The 17370-nt window shown below is 53.4% G+C and carries 11 protein-coding genes; 7 read left to right on the top strand and 4 right to left on the bottom strand.

Translation table 11 applies throughout. From position 1 onward, the window contains the following. Positions 1-536 precede the first annotated feature (536 nt). The 3 genes from yegD to C1N64_RS15970 all read right to left on the bottom strand — a co-directional run bounded on the left by yegD (position 537) and on the right by C1N64_RS15970 (position 6079). Positions 537-1889: a molecular chaperone gene (gene yegD, locus C1N64_RS15980; protein WP_039338137.1), complete on the bottom strand. Its 1353-nt coding sequence runs from the start codon at positions 1887-1889 to the stop codon at positions 537-539. A 75-nt stretch (positions 1890-1964) separates the two neighbouring features. Beyond that, entirely contained in the window at positions 1965-5300 is a 3336-nt protein-coding gene (locus C1N64_RS15975; RefSeq protein WP_394514954.1) for a diguanylate cyclase, read from the bottom strand. Between the two features lie 167 nt (positions 5301-5467). Continuing rightward, entirely contained in the window at positions 5468-6079 is a 612-nt protein-coding gene (locus C1N64_RS15970) for a phosphatase PAP2 family protein (protein ID WP_006119881.1), read from the bottom strand. A 278-nt stretch (positions 6080-6357) separates the two neighbouring features. On the opposite strand from C1N64_RS15970, the gene udk reads away from it, so the two are divergent. The 3 genes from udk (at position 6358) to asmA (ending at position 9488) form a co-directional block, all read left to right on the top strand. After that, positions 6358-6999, top strand: a complete 642-nt coding sequence (udk, locus tag C1N64_RS15965) for a uridine kinase (RefSeq protein ID WP_006119880.1) — start codon at positions 6358-6360, stop codon at positions 6997-6999. 84 nt (positions 7000-7083) lie between these two features. After that, a complete protein-coding gene (gene dcd / locus C1N64_RS15960) occupies positions 7084-7665 on the top strand; it encodes a dCTP deaminase (RefSeq protein WP_006119878.1) in 582 nt (193 codons plus the stop codon). A 14-nt stretch (positions 7666-7679) separates the two neighbouring features. Continuing rightward, positions 7680-9488, top strand: a complete 1809-nt coding sequence (gene asmA / locus C1N64_RS15955) for an outer membrane assembly protein AsmA (RefSeq protein ID WP_033740505.1) — start codon at positions 7680-7682, stop codon at positions 9486-9488. 24 nt (positions 9489-9512) lie between these two features. On the opposite strand, the gene C1N64_RS15950 is transcribed toward asmA, so the two are convergent. Further along, positions 9513-11084: a TerC family protein gene (locus C1N64_RS15950; RefSeq protein ID WP_054633470.1), complete on the bottom strand. Its 1572-nt coding sequence runs from the start codon at positions 11082-11084 to the stop codon at positions 9513-9515. Between the two features lie 777 nt (positions 11085-11861). On the opposite strand from C1N64_RS15950, the gene wbaP reads away from it, so the two are divergent. From wbaP to wzc, 4 genes are all read left to right on the top strand, one after another. Beyond that, positions 11862-13295, top strand: coding sequence for an undecaprenyl-phosphate galactose phosphotransferase WbaP (wbaP, locus tag C1N64_RS15945; protein WP_394514953.1), 1434 nt, complete (start codon positions 11862-11864; stop codon positions 13293-13295). 274 nt (positions 13296-13569) lie between these two features. Next, positions 13570-14709 (top strand): polysaccharide export protein, encoded by a 1140-nt coding sequence (locus C1N64_RS15940; protein ID WP_033740498.1) that lies wholly within the window; start codon positions 13570-13572, stop codon positions 14707-14709. Between the two features lie 9 nt (positions 14710-14718). Continuing rightward, on the top strand, positions 14719-15153 hold the full coding sequence (locus C1N64_RS15935) for an arsenate reductase/protein-tyrosine-phosphatase family protein (RefSeq protein ID WP_006119871.1): 435 nt from the start codon (positions 14719-14721) through the stop codon (positions 15151-15153). Between the two features lie 12 nt (positions 15154-15165). After that, a complete protein-coding gene (gene wzc, locus C1N64_RS15930; protein WP_033740496.1) occupies positions 15166-17343 on the top strand; it encodes a tyrosine-protein kinase Wzc in 2178 nt (725 codons plus the stop codon). The last annotated feature ends 27 nt before the right edge of the window (positions 17344-17370 follow it).

Raw genomic sequence — 17370 nt, 5'->3', positions numbered from 1 at the left:
TGAGCGCTGAGCAAGGGGGCGCGGTGCAAAGAGGAATAAACATCATCCCCGATACCGCCGGGTCCGTCAGTAATGTGCATTGCCGGACCGGGCGCTATCCTTAACGCGGCAGAACCGGCTGACGCATGGTGACGCTTTAATCCTGCTCAAGATTAAAGGGCAGAAGGGCTTTTTTCTGAGGACAGGCACTGCACTCGTTTTGCCTTCAACGCAAAAGAAAGCACGGGCTCACATACTGTGTCGCTTTACCCGCGCGCAAACTGACAAAGCCAGAAGGGGCATTTTCCGCGAGGCATTACGCAGCGCTGAGCGACCTGAAGGCACCGCATGAGCGGCGCGAGGACCGCCGAAGCCAAAGTGCCTCTTCTGGCGATCTCACCCGCCGACATCACAACAATGGGTTAGCATCCCAAAACAGCTCAGGCTGACGTCTTTGCGGTAAAGGGAAACGAAGGAAAGGGAGCCGAAGCCAAAATGCCCCTTCAGGCGATTTTACCCGCCGAGATGTGGTGCACTTTATTCGACTCCCCCCGCTGTCAGGCAAACATCACCTCAGCCCAGCGCGCCAGACCAGCGGTCACTGAGGCAAAGTCATCTCCGCCAGCAATCGGTGTACCCGGCAGGGCCTGCTGCAGCGCAGCGCGCAGCAGAGGCGAACGTGCACTACCGCCCGTCAGATAGATCACTTCCGGCTTAATATGACTGGTCGCCAGCGCCAGATGTACCTGTTCCAGGATCTTCTCCAGCGGCTGGCTGATCGCGTCCTGCAGGGTTGCCACGCTGATATCGGCCTGTAAATCCGCGCTGATAAAATCCAGTGCAGCGGCGAAGTCAGGGCGGTCGGAGAGGGCGATTTTGCTCTCTTCCGCAGTACGCACCAGACGATAGCTCAGCTTTTGTTGCCAGACTTTTAACAGGTGTGCCACGGCGGCAGGATTTTCGGCATCCCGTACCAGATCGCGCAACAGTTTGCCGCAGGCGGTACTGTAAAAATCGCTTTGTGCAGGCACATCGTTGATGGCGACGGCATTCCACCAGGGCAGGGCAGGTAAGGCCGTGCCTTTTTGTGTCTTCCCGCCCGCGCCCAGCAACGGCATCAACGCTTTAAACGCCAGCATAATATCCAGGTCATTACCGCCCACGCGGCAGCCACTATGGCCCAGCAGGCTTTCCCGCCGGTCTGACAGATGACGCCACTGCGGCCCCATCAACAGCATCGAACAGTCGGTGGTTCCCCCACCGATGTCCACGACCAGCACGCGGGTTTCTTTTTCGAGTGTGGCTTCAAAGTCCAGCCCCGCCGCGACCGGCTCAAACTGAAACTCCACCTCCCGAAAGCCCGCGCGTTTAGCGGCACGCAATAAGATGCCCTGGGCCTGCGCGTTGGCCTCTTCGCTGCCCAGTCCCTGAAAGTTCACCGGGCGGCCAATTACCGCCTGTTCAATTGACTGGTCAAGCTGTGCTTCGCCCTGCTGACGAATATGCAGCATCATGGCGCACACTAAATCTTCAAAGAAGGCGATCTGCTGGGGTTTTAACCCACTCGCGCCCAGGAAGGACTTCGGCGACTTCACGAACCAGACATCTTCCGGATCGACCATATAGTGCTGAAGCGCGGTCAGACCGAACTGCACGCTATCGGAGAGAACATCGATATCTTCTTCACGGTTATAGCGCAGCGCCCGTTGCAACAGCGCCGTGCTTTCCTGGTCCGGCGTGGCAACCTGATGATGGCGATAAAGCCATTCCGTAACGGCTTCACGTGTCGGGGAGCAGATCATCGATGGCAGCAGGCGTTGACCGTTCTCCAGCGTTAACAGTCGTGGTGTGCCTTTTTCGCTGACCGCAATCGAGCAGTTAGCCGTACCGTAATCGAATCCAATGAACATTTTTCGCCCCCAGGCAGGAAAAAGGGGGCGACTTTAGCGCAGCTGTAAAGGTGAGGCAAGCGGCGAGCGGCAGAATTAGCGAATCGCAAAAAGGTGATCTTCACTCAGTTTGCTGAGCGGCTGGCGCTCGGCAACCGCACTGCCCCAGACTCCGTCAACATCCAGGCTGGTAAGCGTGGTCAGAACGGCCGGCACGGAGACTGGGCCCGCAAGCAATATAATATTACGTTCATTGGTCTGGCTTTGAATAATGGAAATCAGCATTTCATCCATCAGATTGTTATGCAGGTTCGCCACCAACTCGGGTGCCAGAATCAGGCAGTCCACCACTTTACCGGTTAACTGATTAAACGCATCCAGGTTACGGCCAAACTGTTGCAGCACGATGCGACAGCCTGCCTGGCGCAGCTTCATCAGTGTACCCAAAAGCTGCTCGCCGCCCGATAACACGCTGGCGGCATGCAGCGCGATACCGCTGTTACTGTTCGCCAGACCGGATTCTGCAAAACGGACACAAAGTTTCTCAACGAAAACCGGATTATAAAGCGCGTTAACATCCACGGGCAAAATTAAGGCAATGCCTTTTTGGCTCATAGCCGCAATGCGATGACGGAAAAAAGCCTCAACGATATTGTCTTCCAGCCGCTGTTTCAGCGCCGCGTCAGTCAGGTTGTTACGCAGCAGATGTTCATCCACCAGCAGTCCTTCCCGGGTAAACAACTGCACTTCAATCAACCAGACGCTGGCAGAGTGCGGCTTACCTGGCGGTGCGACAGCCCAGACCTGGAGTTCCACCTGCAAGGCATCCAGGGTTGCCTGATCCAGCGAATGGTGGCTGCCGGTCAGGGCCAGCGGATGCTGTTCGTACACCATGTAGCGCCCGCGGCCGCTGCGTTTAGCGTTGTAACAGGCAATATCGGCCTGGGACAACACATCACTGCTTTGACAATTATTTGGTGAAATTTGTGTCATGCCTGCGCTGGCCCCAACCTGATATGCCCGGCCCAGCCATTCAAAACAGTAGTCGTTGACTGCACGCACGATACGCTGCACCACATCACGGGCCTGGTCCACCAGACATTCAGGCATGAGCACGGCAAATTCATCCCCGCCAAGACGGGCGAGAAAGTCGGTGCTGCGCAGGTGGTGACGCATTAAATCGGAAAGTTCGCTCAGCAGTGCATCCCCGGCGGCGTGCCCGGCGCTGTCGTTAACCGCTTTGAATTTATCCAGGTCAATAAACACCAGTACATGCTGATGTTGATGTTCAGCGGCATCGGACAGCAGTCGCTTCAGTTGAAACTCAAAACTGGCGCGATTGGGCAGGCGGGTTAACGTATCGTGCAGCGCGCTGTAGCTCAATCGTTTCATGACTTTACGTGATTCACTCACATCCTGAATGACCATCACCGCGCCGCGTTCGGTTCCCGATTCCGATTTCAGCGGTGTTATCGTGTAATGGATATCAATATGCTCACCATTCAGGGTGTGAAGCACCCACTCTTCCGACAAATAGGGCGCAGTCTTTTCAGAATGCGTGGGGTTGATCATCAGATTTTCCACGGGCGCGCCGTGACGGCCATGGGTGATGTGAAGCAGTTCACTTACCGGTCTGCCGACCGCGGCTTCCTGTGACCAGCCAGTCATTTTTTCAGCCACCGGATTCATGAAGGTAACGCGCATGGCCTGATCCGTACTGATGACGGCCTCGCCGATGGAATCGAGCGTAATCATCATGCGCTCTTTTTCCTGAAACAGGGCTTCGTTCAGGTTACGCAGCGGCGTAATGTCCTGTGCAACGCCCAGTATGCGCTCGATCCGGCCTTCCTGACTGAGTAAACGATTCGCCTGAGAACGTATCCAGTAATGTCCTTCTTCGCGCATCACGCGATACTCCATTTGAAACGCGCTGCTTTCTTCAATGGCCTGCTGTATGGTCTGCACACAAAATGCGCGATCGTCGGGATGCACCAGTTTGATCCACAAGTCGAAGCTGGGCACTTCATCCGACTGCAAACCGAACAATGTGTACATGCGTTTATCCCACAGCATTTCTCCACTGTTCATGTTCCATTCCCACACGCCAATGCCGCCCGCTTCGTTGGCCAGCGTGATACGTTCCATTAATCGCTGGTTGACCAACTCGCTCTGTTTTAATTCAGAAATATTCACAATCTGCGCAATAAAATAGAGCGGTTGTTGTTCGCTGTCCCGTACCAGCGAAACCGTCAGCCGCACCCAGACGATTTCATGGTCCTTACGGAAGTAACGCTTCTCCAGCGTGAACGACAAAATCTCGCCAGCCAGCAGCTTATCCATTTTGCCATCGTCAATACCGAGGTCGTCAGGATGCGTAATCTGCTGGAAAGTCAGGTTCTTTAATTCGTACTCGGGATAACCCAGCGTGTCGCATAATGATTTATTCACCTGAAGCCAGCGGCCTTCGGGTGAAACCAGCGCCATGCCAATAGCGGAATACTCCATGGCGTTACGAAAACGCGTTTCGCTTTCACTGATATGGCGCGTTTCATGGCGGAACGCATCCATGACCAGCGACATAATATGGCAGGGGATTAAGACCATCAGAAACGGCAGCCAACTGACAATCATGGCGTAATTCGTCGTCGTAGGCGTGACGATTATCCAGTCTAAAGAAAGCAGCAGCGCCATAAAGCTGGCGTTGAGAAAGAACAGGACAAACGCCTCCACCTTGGGCAGTCGAACAGCGCACCAGAACAGCACGACCAAAATGAAGGTAAACGGCCAGGGCAAAAAACGCAGCGACAAATAGCTGGCAATCAGCGTCAGAACGAGGCTGAAAAGTGTTTCAAACAGCGAGGCGCGCTTGAGGTAACCTTTAGGCAAGGGCCAGGAGAGCAGCAGCAGAACCGGCCCAAGCGCGAGCATGCCGATGATTTCCGAAATCACCCATGTATAAAAGAAGGCGAAAGAGGCCTGTTGTCCAACCTGTAAAACCCACAGCGCCAGTACGCCACCAATCAGTGGCGAAATCACGCCGGTGGCAAAAACAAAGCGCAGCCAGTCGCGCAGCGACACCAGCGGTGCCTCGCGGTTAAGCAACGCGCGCAGCAGCATGCCACCGATGCCCGCCTGCAAAAGGTTCAACAGGGCAAATTTTAAATTTGAAAGCGCAGGACCGATGACAAACGCATTGGCTGCGGCGGTGCCAATCAGGCAGGCCGCAAGGAACAACGGCAACTGACGTGATGTGCAGCGAAACACCACCACGGTCATTAAGGCGGTGGAAAACCATAAAGGCGAAATCTTGCCGCTCACTACGATCAGTTCAAGGCAGAACAAGGTCAGGACGAACGAAACCAGGCCAAGCCCGCAGGCATGAAGCCACGAATTAGGTGATTTATCTGACGAAGCCAGCGCATCAACGATCATTTATCGATCCAGCAGGGTACAAGGTATTGACATGGCAGGTGACGAGATAGCCATCCTGATTGAAGAATGCTAGCACATTTGTTGGAGAAAAAAGGGGGGAAATCATTAAATTGCGTTATTTGACCGATTGACGGGCTCGTCTGTGAGGCGAGCCCGTCTCGCCTTATTCAACGAAAAAGGTCGGCACGGGTATAGGGTTTTTCCAGGCCCGCGAGGCGGGCTGAAAAGTGCTCAAGAAACTGCTGCGTGGTGGCGATGCGTCCATGTCCCAGCAGCAGCACCGGCACCAGCAACGCGGCGGCAATCTGCGGCCAGCTAAACCCTTTTAATGCGGTTTCGCGTTGTGAAAGCAAAAAAGCTGTGCTCAGTGTAAAGCCTAACAGCAGTCCGGTCAGGACTTCGCTGAGGGAATGAGCATGGATGACGAGGCGGGAAAACCCCACCATTAAGGGGATCATATAGCCCACGCCAATGGCGAAACCGCGCCACAGGCTCGGCCAGCGTCCGGATATCAGCCAGAGCATCACGGGCCACAGGGTGGCAGACATGGCGCTGTGGCCGCTAAATCCGGTGAAGTTAAAACGGGCACTGCCAATGCCAAAGCCCAGAAAGAGAATTTTTGACAGGCTGACGACCAGCCCCGCTAGGCCAAAGGCAAAAAGCCAGTACCATACGGTGCGCCGGTTATCACTTTTCCACGGCAAAATCAGTGCAATAATCACCGCCGTGGGAATTAACAACATACTGTCACCAAAATAGGTGAGGGTCTTCCAGAGCATAGTTTTCCTTTATTTTTTTCGGGCCCCAGGCCCTTTTTGTTCAGGTTTGTAAGACCTGATACGTGCTGTGCATCGTCATGCTGTCTGAGAGGGCTAGTTTATCGATGAAATCATTCGAGTTAAAAGGGGAAAGTCTGAAAACCGGCCATGCCATTTCTCTGGCATCAAAAGACCGAAATCCCTATACTTAGCGCCAAATCACCCTCTCCGTTCAGCCCCATTAACTGGGTGCGCAGTTTGCGTACAGTTTCTGGCTCCAGTATCAGGTTTTTAAAAGTATGACTGACAAGTCCCATCAGTGCGTGATCGTTGGCATTGCAGGTGCATCCGCATCCGGTAAAAGTTTAATCGCCAGTACCCTGTATCGTGAAATTCGCGATCAGGTGGGTGATGAACACATCGGTGTTATTCCCGAAGATGCCTATTACAAAGATCAAAGTCACCTCACCATGGAAGAGAGGGTTAAGACCAATTATGACCATCCCAGCGCGATGGATCATGATTTGCTGTTACAGCACCTGCGCGCTGTCAAAGCAGGACAGGACATTGAACTGCCGGTTTACAGCTATGTTGAGCACACCCGCACGCAAGAGACGCTGCATCTCAAGCCCAAAAAAGTCATTATTCTTGAAGGCATTCTGTTGTTAACGGATGCGCGGTTACGCCAGGAACTGAATTTTTCCATTTTCGTCGATACGCCGCTGGATATTTGCCTGATGCGCCGAATGAAGCGCGACGTCAATGAACGCGGTCGCTCAATGGATTCCGTCATGAGTCAGTATCAGAAAACGGTACGCCCGATGTTTCTGCAGTTCATTGAACCGTCAAAACAGTACGCGGATATCATCGTGCCGCGCGGTGGTAAAAACCGCATCGCGATTGATATTCTGAAGGCCAAGATTAATCAATTTTTCGAGTAGTTTACGTCTCAAAAGGCGTGACGCGAACAGGTTAAAAGCACAGATGCGCCCTGTTCGCTACACTTACTTCATGGAGTTACCGTAATGAGATTATGCGACCGCGATATTGAAGCCTGGCTCGACACCGGAAAACTGGCGATTACCCCACGGCCAACCGTGGAACATATCAATGGTGCAACGGTGGACGTGCGTTTGGGCAATCAGTTCCGGACGTTCAGCGGACATACCGCGCCGTTTATTGATTTAAGCGGCCCGAAGCACGAGGTCAGTGCTGCGCTGGATCGCGTCATGAGCGATGAGATCGTGTTGCCGGAAGGTGAGGCGTTCTTTCTGCATCCGGGCGAACTGGCGCTGGCGGTAACGCTGGAATCTGTCACGATTCCCGACGATCTGGTGGGCTGGCTCGACGGGCGTTCTTCACTTGCCCGCCTCGGGCTAATGGTTCACGTCACTGCGCACCGTATCGATCCGGGCTGGCAGGGCCGTATCGTGCTGGAGTTTTATAATTCAGGCAAACTGCCTCTGGCGTTGCGCCCTGGCATGTTGATTGGTGCGCTAAGCTTTGAACCGCTTTCCGGTCCGGCAGCGCGTCCCTATAATCGCCGTGAGAATGCAAAATATCGTGGCCAGCAGGGTGCTGATGCCAGTCGTATCGACAAAGATTAATTCATGAGGATGTGATGAGAAGAGTGATAACCACGCTGGCCATTCTACTGGTGGTGGTCGTAGCGGGATTAACGGCGTTGATCATGCTGGTGAACCCTAACGACTTCCGTAGTTACATGGTTCAAGAGGTCGAACAGCGTAGCGGTTATCAACTCACTATCGATGGCGACCTGCGCTGGCATGTGTGGCCGAAACTCAGCATTCTCGCCGGACGGATGAGCCTGACGGCACCCGGAGCGGCGCAACCGGTTGTTTCTGCCGATAACATGCGTCTGGATGTTAATCTTCTGCCGTTACTTTCCCATCAGCTCAGCGTAAGCCAGGTGATGTTAAAAAATGCCATCGTGCGGGTCACGCCAGACAGCGCCGCGCGGGCACCTGAGAACGCGCCGCGCGCGCCCCACAACAGCGAACCCACCTCGTCTGCCGGCTGGTCGTTTGACATCGACAATCTGCAACTGTCCGACAGCCTGCTTATCTGGCAGCAGCCGGGCGGGGACGCCTTTACCTTCCGTAATCTTAATCTGGATATGGAGCAGGATCAGTCCAGAATCGCCACGATCGGCCTGACGACCAGTCTGACCCGTAACCAACGCACCGCTGTCCTGACGCTGAAAGGGCAACTGGACAAATCACGCTATCCGCATCAGTTGAGCGGCCAGGTGGCGCAGGTCGACTATAACCTGACCGGAGCGAGCCTGCCGCCAGAGGGCATTAAAGGCACGCTGAGCTTTCAGGGCAACTGGGACCTGGATAAAAATCGTTTTGACGTGAGCAATCTTAAGCTGACCGCTAACGACAGCGTGCTCAGCGGGCGCGCTGAAGGCGAACTTACGCCGCCGCAAAAGCTGGCGCTGGATCTTCATGCCAGCGCACTCAATATGGACAATCTGTTGTTTATCTCGACCCTGACCCAGCAGATGAGTGGACAAAACAGTCAGATTGCCCCGGCACCGGTCATCGCGGACCAGCCTGAACCGACCAATGCAGACTCCCCGCTTAACGACATTGATCTTGATTTGTCGCTGCAGGCCGATAGCGCGGTCTGGCGTGGCCTGAACCTGACCAAACTCTCCCTCAAAGCGGTTAATCAACAGGGGCTGGTAACCTTCAGTACATTATCAGGCAATGTGGGGCAGGGGAGCTTCTCTGTACCGGGCAGTATCGACATTCGTCAGCCTGTTACGCAGGTCGCTTTTACGCCGGTGCTGAACCAGATAGCTATCCAGCCTTTATTAAAAGCGCTGGCCTTGCCGCCGTCGCTGCAGGGAACCCTGAGCCTTAAAGGTGAATTGTCGGGTGAAAATCTGACGCTTGCGGATGCAAAACGCAGCTGGCAGGGCAAGGCCGATATCCAGGCGCATGATCTGAAACTGGCCCAGCTCGACTTACAGCAAATGGTGCGCAGTGCCGTGGCACGTGTCAGCGACCGTGTCAGCAGTGATTCTCAGGCGTCCGGACAGGGCATTGAGCAGGTGAGCGGACAACTGGCCATGAAAAATGGGCTGCTGACGTTAAGTCATCTCGACGGTGGAGGGAAGGCGCTGACGCTGCGCGGCGAGGGGCGTATCAATCTGGTGCAGCAACAGCTGGATGTGACGCTGGGCCTGACACTGAGCGACTGGCGCGGCGACGAAAACCTGGTGGCCGCGCTGTCCGACCAGGTGATTCCGTTCCGTATTTATGGCAGTTGGGCTAATCCGCAATATACGCTGCCGGTAGATGATGTCATGCGTGACAGGCTACAGAATGAGGCAAAATCCCGCCTCAATCAGTGGCTCGATCGTCAACAGGCAAAAGACAAGAACAGTACGCACCCGTAATCACCGTCGGCAGCCGGCGCTGAATTACGCTTTCAGCGCCGCACCGTCGACGTGAGGTACAATCCCTACCTTCTGAATCCGATGCTGGTCGACCTGTAAAGTCCGTAGCCGGTATTCGCCAAGCTGAATCTCTTCGCCTTCCTGCGGCACATGTTGCAGGCGATCCATCATTAAACCTGCGATCGTGTGGTAATGCTGTGTGTTTTCTCGCGGCAGCGTGACGTAAAGGGCCAAATCGTCCAGTGGCATATGGCCATTGGCAATCCAGCCGCCTGCGCCGTCAGGCTGAATGTCGTGGCGCGCCTCTGAATCGGCTTCGTTCGGCAGATTGCCCGCAATCGCCTCCATTAAATCGCTCAGCGTCACCACGCCTTCTACCGACCCGAACTCATCGACCACAAACGCAAAATGCGTCTGTGCCTGGCGGAACTGCTCCAGCGCCTGTAACACCGTTATGCGCTCATGGAAGACCAGCGGCTGACGGATCAGGCTACGCAGATCCAGGGCATGCCGATGTAGCGACTGATGCAGCAGATCGTTAACATGGACAACACCAAGCGGTTCGTTACCGTTTTCGGTGATAACGATGCGCGTATGCTGATTGCGGTCAAGATCGGCCATAATGACGTCGGGGTCGTCGCTTAAATCAATGTGCTGAACATCATGGCGCGTGGTCATAATTGTGTCGATACGACGTTGCCCCAGTCCCATCACGCTGGCAATCATCACACGTTCCTGCCGGTTAAACAGGGCAACAGACTCACCGTCAGCCAGCATAGAAGCGGTTTGCGTATCCAGCTCGGCCTGTTCCGCTTCACCACGTAGCAGCCGCAGCACGGCTTCAGCTGTGCGCTGGCGAAGGGGCCGTCCGGCTGACAACACTTTACGGCGGTTAAACTGTGCCAGCTGATTCAGGGCTTCAATGACGACGGAGAAACCGATCGCGGCATACAGATAGCCCTTTGGAATCGCAAAACCAAACCCTTCCGCCACCAGACTGAAACCAATCATCAGCAAAAAGCTCAGACACAGAATTACGATGGTCGGATGGTTGTTAACAAAGCGCGTCAGCGGTTTACTGGCTAACAACATCAGTAAAATGGCGATAGTGACCGCCGCCATCATGATCGGCAGATCGTTGACCATCCCGACGGCGGTAATCACCGCATCCAGAGAAAAAATGGCATCCAGCACGACAATTTGTGCCACGACGGGCCAGAATTTAGCGCCGCCCTTTTGTTGAGTGTCCTCCGCATCGCTGCCTTCAAGTCGTGTGTTAAGTTCGGTGGTCGCTTTGAACAGCAAAAACAGCCCCCCGCACAACAGCAACAGATCACGCGCACTAAAGGCATGATGCGCGAAGGTGAATAAAGGTTGAGTCAGCGTTACCAGCCAGGAAAGCGAGGCTAACAGCAGCAGGCGACAAACCAGTGCCATGAGCAGACCAATAATGCGCGCGCGGTCGCGCAACGCCGCAGGCAGTTTCTCCACCAGGATAGCGATAAACACAAGGTTATCAATACCCAGCACCAGCTCCAGAACGATTAGCGTTACTAAACCTGCCCATAATGAGGGATCGGTCATTACCTCCAGCATGCGTTATTCACCTGAATGTCTAAAAATAAGCTTTGTCTGATGATAGTGGACAGACGGCGTCGGGACAAATAGCGGAATGACAGGCGCTTTACGCTTTATTTAGACACAGACCACTTTAATTACAGGCGAATTAATGGACGAAATGATTAATGCGGGAAGGACTGTAAGGGATAAAGGTTGCAGATTAATGTCACTACACTCGCCATTCAGAGGAATTTCTTATGCGATTAATCCTGGTGCCAACATGGAATAAATCTGATTTTTTTCTTCCCTGGCACCCAAAATGAGCGGCTTCAATACTTATTACTGGTAGTCTTTTTCCTAAAATAGTCCGGTGATGGCGGGGTCCACTTGTAAACAGGCCAGTAATAACTAGTATAGCAACGAGTTAGTTAACGCCTGCGTCTGAACCTGTAATTTGCGCAATCATCCGTCAGGGTAAGCAGCGGAATGTAAACGCATTCGGCAAGGGATGCGTTGTGCGCCTTCATTTGTGGCGCAGGGAGAACCCGAGGCTATCAAGGCGGTATTGGCACCGACAGCCAAGGGCGGTAGCGTGCCTGACTTGCCGCTGTGGTTTGATATTTAATCAGTCCTGTGTGGGTAAAGTCAGAGTAATCTGTTGGTATTGAGTACGGGATTATTGTTTTCATAGTCAATGACAATGGCGTAAATGCCGCAGGAGCTCCCCTCAGAAACGCTTCAGGCTCAACATCAGTACTGTTCACTTCAGGGTCTGGTCGTGGTGGGTTAAGGAAATAAAATAAAGAGTTAAATATGCGCGATAACCATTTTACGTTTAAAAGTCTTATCACCAAATTATTATTGGCTTGTTCTGATTTAATATGTTTCAACGCGGCATTATTTATCGCGATGATGCTAATTAATTTGACATCTCCGTCTCTTTTATCGGATATGTCTGACCGGGAATTAAATTTAAAAATTGCTACCCACATTTGCCTGTCAGTAATTTGCGTGGGCTGGTTCTGGGTCAGGCTGCGTCATTACACCTATCGCAAACCTTTCTGGTTCGAATTAAAAGAAATTTTTCGTACCATTCTTATTTTTTCCGTTATTGAACTGTCAATCACGGCACTGTCTCAGTGGCAGATGTCCCGTTTTGTCTGGCTGCTGACCTGGCTTATCACGCTGGTGATTATTCCTGTCTGTCGCTCCGTTTTTAAACGCGTCTTAAATAATTATGGCCTGTGGAAAAAACAGACCATCATTATCGGCAGCAGTAAAAATGCCCAGGAAGCGTGGGAAGCGCTGCAAAGTGAAGAAGTCATGGGATTCGATGTCATTGCCTTCTACGACGTTGACGGGACCTGCCCTAAGGACGTCATGTCGGGCGTTCCTGTTCTGCGCGACGAACAGGACGTATGGAAGCTGACCAATGCGGACACCCAGTTCATCGTGGCGGTGGAGTTCGAGCAAAGCCAGTACCGTGATATGTGGCTGAAATCACTGGCTATGCACAACTGTCGCTCCGTTTCTGTCATTCCGACGCTGCGCGGCGTACCGCTGTACGGTACCGATATGGCCTACATCTTCAGCCATGAAGTCATGATCCTGCGCGTGCAGAATAACCTGGCTAAGCGTACGTCACGCTTCCTGAAGCGCGTATTCGATATTGTTGGCGCACTATCTATCATCGTCATGCTGCTCCCCGCGCTGCTGGTGCTGGGTTTTCTGGTCGGCCGGGATGGCGGTCCACCGATTTATGGTCATGAGCGCGTGGGCATGAATGGCCGTAAATTCAAATGCCTGAAATTCCGTTCGATGGTGATCAACTCCAAAGAAGTGCTTGAGGAAGTGCTGCGTACCGATCCGGTCGCCCGTGCTGAGTGGGATAAAGATTTCAAACTTAAAAACGATCCACGCATTACCAAAGTCGGCCACTTCATTCGTAAAACCAGCCTGGATGAGCTGCCGCAACTGTGGAACGTCGTTCGGGGTGATATGAGTCTGGTAGGACCGCGTCCTGTCATCGAAGACGAGCTGGCACGCTACGCCGGTGACGTGGATTACTACCTGATGGCCAAACCCGGCATGACCGGACTGTGGCAGGTCAGTGGTCGTAACGACGTAGATTATGAAACGCGCGTCTATTTCGATTCCTGGTACGTGAAAAACTGGTCGTTGTGGAACGATATCGCCATTTTGTTCAAAACCGTCGGTGTCGTGCTTAAGCGTGATGGTGCTTATTAACCGCAGGAAAAAGGTGCCAGCCTCTCTCTGACAGCACACGACAGGGGAGCGGGTTGGTACATTTTTCTAAAAAAAAGCGGTACGGCATTGATAAACAGCCATGTTCTGCTTTGCTTTATTTCTTTCTGGGTAAAGCGCGTGATCGGTAAAAGACAGGAGCTAAGAATAATGAACGACATGTTCAGTGCCTGAGTCAGGATAGTTTACTTTTTTTGAGCGCTTACACAGCGGCGTACTTGCCTCTATCAAACATTAACTGATAGCGAAGATCTAAATGATTACAATGAAAATGAAGATGATACCTGTTTTGGTATCTGCCACGTTTATGGCCGGCTGTACCGTCGTGCCGGGGCAAAATTTATCCACTTCGGGAAAAGATGTCATTGAGCAGCAGGACAACAACTTTGACATCGACAAGTACGTTAACGTGTATCCGTTAACGCCGAGCCTGGTGGAAAGAATGCGTCCTAAGCCACTGGTAGCACAAGCCAACCCGTCACTGCAAAATGAGATTCAGAACTATGAATACCGTATCGGCATTGGTGATGTGCTCACCGTGACCGTATGGGATCACCCTGAACTCACCACGCCCGCTGGTCAGTACCGCAGTGCAAGCGACACCGGTAACTGGGTCCATTCAGATGGCACCATTTTCTACCCTTATATTGGTCGGGTCCGTGTCGCAGGCCGGACCGTAGGGGAAGTGCGTAATGAGATCGCGCGTCGCCTGGCACAGTACATCGAAAGTCCTCAGGTTGACGTCAGCATTGCTTCCTTTAAGTCACAGAAAACTTACGTAACCGGTGCGGTGACCACCTCAGGTCAACAGCCTATTACCAACGTTCCGCTTACTATCCTGGACGCAATTAACGCCGCGGGCGGACTGGCTGCGGACGCCGACTGGCGCAACGTGGTTCTGACGCATAATGGCCGTGAACAGCGCGTGTCATTGCAGGCGTTGATGCAGAATGGCGATCTGAGCCAAAACCATCTGCTTTATCCGGGTGACATTCTGTATGTGCCGCGCAACGACGATCTGAAAGTCTTCGTTATGGGTGAAGTGAAACAGCAGGCCACCCTGAAGATGGATCGCAGTGGCATGACGCTGGCGGAAGCGCTGGGCAATGCGGCGGGCATGGATCAGACCACGTCGGATGCGACCGGTGTCTTTGTTATCCGTCCGACACGCGGCACAGACCGCAACAAGATCGCCAATATTTACCAGTTGAACACCAAAGATGCTGCATCAATGGTGATGGGTACCGAATTCCAACTCGAACCTTACGATATCGTCTACGTGACCTCGACGCCGCTGACGCGTTGGAACCGCGTGATATCGCAGTTGATACCAACCATAGCCGGTGTTAACGATGCGACGCAGGCCGCACAACGCATCCGCAACTGGTCGAACTAAGGTTTCGCCATGATTAAGTCTGTGTTAGTCGTCTGCGTAGGCAACATCTGCCGCTCTCCTACCGGAGAGCGCCTGTTCAAACGTGCGCTGCCGCAACTCTCTGTCGCCTCAGCCGGTCTGGGTGCCCTCGTCGGGCACGCGGCGGATAAAACCGCCTCTGACGTCGCGGCCGATAACGGGTTGTCACTGGAAGGGCACGAGGCCCAACAGTTAACGGCCAACCTGTGTCGGGAATATGACCTGATTCTGGTGATGGAAAAGCGCCACATTGAACAGGTTAACCGCATTGACCCGGCAGCGCGTGGCAAAACGATGCTGCTTGGGCACTGGCTCGATCAGAAGGAAATTGCGGATCCGTACAGAAAAAGCCGTGAGGCCTTTGAAGAGGTTTACGGGTTACTGGAACACGCCACTCAGAAATGGGTCAGCGTTTTAAGCCGATAGTTGGGATTATCCATGAATAGTAAAAATAAAGTCATGACCGCGCCACGCGAGGAATCGAATGGATGGGATCTGGCACACCTTGTGGGACAGCTGATTGATCACCGGTGGGTGATCGTCGCTGTGACCGCTTTTTTCATGCTGGTGGCAACCCTTTACACCTTGTTTGCAACACCCATTTACAGCGCCGATGCGATGGTTCAGGTCGAGCAAAAGAACACCAGCACCGTTCTGAATGAACTGCAAACGCTGATGCCGACCACGCCTGCTTCTGACACTGAGATTCAGATTCTGGAATCACGCATGGTGCTGGGCAAAACCGTTCAGGACCTCGGTCTGGACGCTGTGGTCTCACAGAACTATTTCCCGGTTATCGGTAAAGGTCTGTCGCGCCTGATGGGCAATAAACCGGGCGAGGTCGCGGTTTCCCGTCTGGAGATCCCACGCACTATCGACAAACGCAGCGTTAAGCTGGAAGTGACCGGAAAAGACAGCTACACCGTTTCGGCTGACGGGGATGAGCTGTTTAAAGGAAAAGTCGGGCAGTTTGAAAAACACGGTGATGTCAGCATGCTGGTCAGCGATATCAATGCTGAACCCGGCACCACATTTACCGTCACCAAACTGAACGAGTTGCAGGCGATTAACAGCATCCTGTCTAACCTGACCGTCGCGGATAAAGGAAAAGATACTGGCGTGCTGGGCCTGCAGTATGTGGGTGAAGACCCGGATCAGATCAGTAAGGTGCTGAACCAGATCGTCAACAACTACCTGTTGCAGAACGTTCAGCGTAAATCTGAGCAGGCGGAGAAAAGCCTGGAGTTCCTGAAAACGCAACTGCCTGAAGTCCGTGCCAAACTGGATCAGGCTGAAGATAAGCTGAACGCCTTCCGCCGCGCGAATGAATCCGTTGACCTCTCACTGGAAGCGAAATCGGCACTGGATTCTTCCGTCAGCGTACAGAGCCAGCTTAACGAGCTGACCTTCCGTGAAGCCGAAGTGTCGCAGCTGTTTACCAAAGATCACCCGACCTATCGTGCGCTGCTTGAGAAGCGTAAAACGCTGGAAGATGAGCAGGCTGAGTTAAACAAGAAAATTGCGCAGATGCCGAAAACCCAGCAAGAGATTCTGCGTCTGACCCGCGATGTGCAGTCAGGCCAGGAAATCTACATGCAGCTGCTTAACCGTCAGCAAGAGCTGAGCATCAGCAAGGCCAGTACCGTGGGTGATGTTCGCATCATCGACCAGGCGGCCACCGCTAACGCACCGGTAGCACCGAAGAAGCTGTTGATTATCGCCGCCAGCTTTATCCTGGGCCTGATGGTTTCCGTGGGCGTGGTTCTGCTTAAAGCCCTGTTGCATCACGGCATCGAAAATCCAGAACAGCTGGAAGAGCTGGGCATGAACGTCTATGCCAGCGTACCGCTCTCCGACTGGCAGCGTAAGAAAGACACCGAAGCGCTGGCACGTCGTGGCCACAAGGTGAAAACCGATCCGCATGACACGCTGCTGGCGCTGGGTAACCCGACCGATCTGTCCATTGAAGCGATTCGTAGCCTGCGTACCAGCCTGCACTTCGCCATGATGGAGGCGAAAAACAACATCCTGATGATCACCGGGGCCAGCCCGGGCATTGGTAAAACCTTTATCTGTGTCAACCTGGCGACGCTGGTGGCTAAAGCCGGTCAGAAAGTGCTGTTTATCGACGGTGATATGCGCCGGGGTTATACCCACGAACTGCTGGGTGCCGATAACAAATCCGGGCTGTCAAACGTCCTCTCCGGCAAAACGGAGTTTAGCCCGGCCATGATTCAGCAGGGCGCGTACGGATTTGATTTCCTGCCACGTGGTCAGGTGCCGCCGAACCCGTCGGAGCTGTTAATGCATCGCCGTATGAGTGAACTGCTGGACTGGGCAAGCAAAAACTACGATCTGGTCCTGATTGATACACCGCCGATTCTGGCCGTTACCGACGCCTCCATTATCGGCAAACTGGCCGGTACGTCGCTGATGGTGGCGCGTTTCGAAACTAACACCACGAAAGAAGTGGATGTCAGCTTCAAACGCTTTGCCCAGAACGGTATCGAAATTAAAGGGGTGATTCTGAACGCCGTGGTACGCAAAGCCGCTAACTCTTATGGTTACGGCTACGACTACTACGACTACGAATACGGTAAACCCACGAAAAGCTAAGCGCTAAGTGAGAAGGGGCGGGTTTCA

It is taken from the genome of Pantoea sp. SGAir0215 (assembly GCF_043543215.1).
This window is presented reverse-complemented; position numbering and strand designations above follow the sequence as displayed.